Source organism: Bacillus sp. PPSBB_11 (assembly GCF_038023285.1).
Classification (GTDB): Bacteria; Bacillota; Bacilli; order Bacillales; family Bacillaceae; genus Bacillus; species Bacillus altitudinis.
In genome coordinates, this window is record NZ_CP150633.1 from 2,626,459 (window position 1) to 2,629,596 (window position 3,138).

At 34.8% G+C, this 3,138-nt stretch carries 3 protein-coding genes; all 3 read left to right on the top strand.

The genetic code is table 11. The annotated features are described in order from the left end of the window. Window positions 1-613: 613 nt before the first annotated feature. The 3 genes from V7L95_RS12780 (at window position 614) to catA (ending at window position 2,662) form a co-directional block, all read left to right on the top strand. Window positions 614-1,066, top strand: coding sequence for a GNAT family N-acetyltransferase (locus tag V7L95_RS12780; RefSeq protein ID WP_017359634.1), 453 nt, complete (start codon window positions 614-616; stop codon window positions 1,064-1,066). After that, entirely contained in the window at window positions 1,059-1,661 is a 603-nt protein-coding gene (locus V7L95_RS12785; protein WP_017359633.1) for a hypothetical protein, read from the top strand. The genes V7L95_RS12780 and V7L95_RS12785 overlap by 8 nt, the downstream gene beginning before the upstream one ends. Window positions 1,662-1,999: 338 nt before the next feature. Continuing rightward, entirely contained in the window at window positions 2,000-2,662 is a 663-nt protein-coding gene (gene catA, locus V7L95_RS12790; RefSeq protein ID WP_017359632.1) for a type A chloramphenicol O-acetyltransferase, read from the top strand. The last annotated feature ends 476 nt before the right edge of the window (window positions 2,663-3,138 follow it).

Below are 3,138 nucleotides of genomic sequence, written 5' to 3' on the forward strand. Positions count from 1 at the left end.
CTAGCTTGATTAAACCAGCATCAAATCGGAATACAACAATGGAGGAGTCGAATAGAAATACAACTTTCATTCCACAAAAAATCGATCGAAACACGACAATGATCAATCGAAATACAATTTCTCAAAACGTATAGGCAAAATTAAAACAGACCATGCAGGGTCTGTTTTTTTATGGGGACAGATTGGGGACGAACCTTTTCAGTTTTCTTCAGAAATGCACATTTTTTATCAGAAAGGCTCATCATAGAACCTTATTAAATCAGTCTTTTTCGGGGAAGGACAAAGTAAAACCCCTGACTTTTATGGCCAGGGGCTTTTTTCTGAGAACTTTCTTCAAATGTTAATCACAAAAAAACAAAGGCACCACAAGTGAGAAGTGTAACGCCAAGAGATACCAAACTGATAAGTGGCGCAATAGTCCGCATTAATTCCGCCTCGACATTCACTACTAAAACCAGCTTTCTCAATTTCTTTCTCTTGCAAAATGCCCACTGTCTTAAAAAAACCTGCATTTTTGTTGTAATTGCAATAAAAATATTTTATTCTTACTAGTATAAGACCATATAAATGCTTCACTTGGTTCAGGCTAATATCAGAAAAGGATTGATAAACAATGCATATAAAAAAAATAACAACTGAAAATGATTTACAAGTTGCTCTTAATATTAGAAAGTCGGTCTTTATTGATGAACAGCAAGTACCTGAGTCTGAAGAATTTGATCAATTTGACACTCTTCAGGAACAATGTCAGCATGTCTTGGTATGCCATGAGAATGAACCTGTCGGCACAGGTCGGGTGCGTATTGTGGATGGTACAGGTAAATTGGAACGAATTTGCATCCTAAAACCTTATCGTAAGTACGGTTTAGGCAAAGTGATTATCAGAGAACTGGAAAAAATCATGCAAGAAAAAGGAATTACAAAGATAAAGCTGCATGGACAAACACAAGCAGAAGGTTTTTATAAAAAACTTGGTTTTCAAACTGCTTCAGATGAATTTATGGAAGACGGGATTCTGCACGTTTTAATGATAAAAGAATTATCTTTAAGTAGAGATCATGTCTAATAAAAAAAAGTATGTTTATTACGGATTAGGTGTACTCGTATTAAGTTTAGGAATTTCATTAACAATACAATCAGGACTAGGTGCTTCCCCATTTGATGCCCTTTTAGTTGGCCTTTCCAAAGAATTTGGTCTTACCGTAGGGAGCTGGGAGGTCTTGATTTCTATCATCATCTTAATTTGCAATTCTATATTAGTGAGAAAAAAACCTGTTTTTTTAGGTTTGATTACAGCGTTCGTGACTGGAATCGGTATTGATCTGTGGTTACTCCTCATCAAATATGTCATTGATACAAGCACGTGGTTTAGCAAACTGACTTGCTTTGGAGCTGGTTTGATATTCATTGGTCTTGGAACAGCCGTATATCTTCAAACAAAATTCGCATCAACACCAATTGATCATTTAACACTCATTCTTCGAGATATTTCAAAAAGAACCATCGCATTTTCGAGAACAATATTATATGCATTTTTCTTCATATTAGCTTTTATATGCAAAGGACCTATTGGTGCTGGTACCATATTAACGATTTGTTTCGGAGGCATCATTCTTCACTTTTTCATGCCTATTGTTAACCGTCGGTTATTATCAAATTGATGATTTGGCTGGGTACGATAAATCAATGAAAAAGCTTCTGCAGCAGTAAGGGTAGAAGTGAACAGAGGATAGCACTCAAAATGACAAATTCTATATTGACAGTGGAGAGAAATATATATGGCAATAGAACCCTTCACGTTAGGGGAATTTACTTACGAAGAGTTGCTGAACTTTTTATTGTAGGCTAAGCTTATGGTAGCTTTTAAATGAAAATGTGATAAATCACAGACCGTAGTGGATAGAAACATAACCGATCTGTTGAAAGGATGATTGTGGTGGTGAAAACAGATAAAGCTTCCTCCTGAATACAAGCAATTACATTCAGGAGGAGATAAAAAATGTTTAAACAAATAGATGAAAATTATCCGAGAAAAGAGCACTTTCATCATTATATGACGGTAACCCGATGCACATATAGTCTGGTGATCGATCTAGACATCACAAAATTGTATGCAATATTAAAAGAAAAAAGGCTAAAAGTATATCCTGTGCAAATTTATTTGTTAGCAAGAGCTGTGCAAAAAATACCGGAATTTCGGATGGATCAAGTGAACGATGAACTTGGTTACTGGGATATTCTCCATCCTAGTTATACGATTTTAAATAAAGAAAAAAAGACATTTTCAAGTATTTGGACGCCTTATGACGAAAACTGTGCTCGGTTTTATAAAAGCTGTGTAGCGGATATGGAAACTTACAGCAAAAGTAATAACCTATTTCCAAAACCTCATATGCCAGAAAACATGTTCAATATTTCAAGCCTGCCGTGGATTGATTTTACTTCATTTAACCTTAATGTATCTACAGATGAAACTTATTTACTGCCGATATTTACGTTAGGCAAATTTAAGGTGAAAGAAGGAAAAATCATCTTGCCAGTCGCCATTCAAGTACATCATGCTGTTTGTGATGGCTATCACGTCGGTCAATATGTTGAATATTTGAGGTGGCTTATAGAACATTGTGAAGAGTGGTTACACGATTCATTGGATATGTCCTGAATGTCAGAAGTGATTTGCAAGAGGTTTCCAATGGTTTATAGAAGTTAGCATAAAGCAGACTTTAACGAGTCTGCTTATTTGTTGTGTGATGAAGAAGTTATTAGTTTGCAAATAAGGCAAACATGTTTTGTTTCTCAATTATTTTTGCGGTTTCTTTTCGGTGTTTTATGAATTCCATAATGTGATAATAAATGCAATATAAAGGGATTTGGTGTAGTGTGGATAGGGATATAGAAATTTTCAGCTTGAAACTGTCTTCAAGAGTAGTAGACCTGAAAAATGATTTTGAGTGTTTGTCATTTAAGCTTCTAAATTAATTAATGATAGGTGATGAACTACGGAGTAATGGAATATTTTGAAACTGTAAAAAGGGCGGGCAGATTCTTATAGAAGAAAGCAGTGATTTTGTCGGATGTGAAAAAATGTATGCTCACTCTATCTTAAAATCATTATATAGAATTAAATGTATATGTATT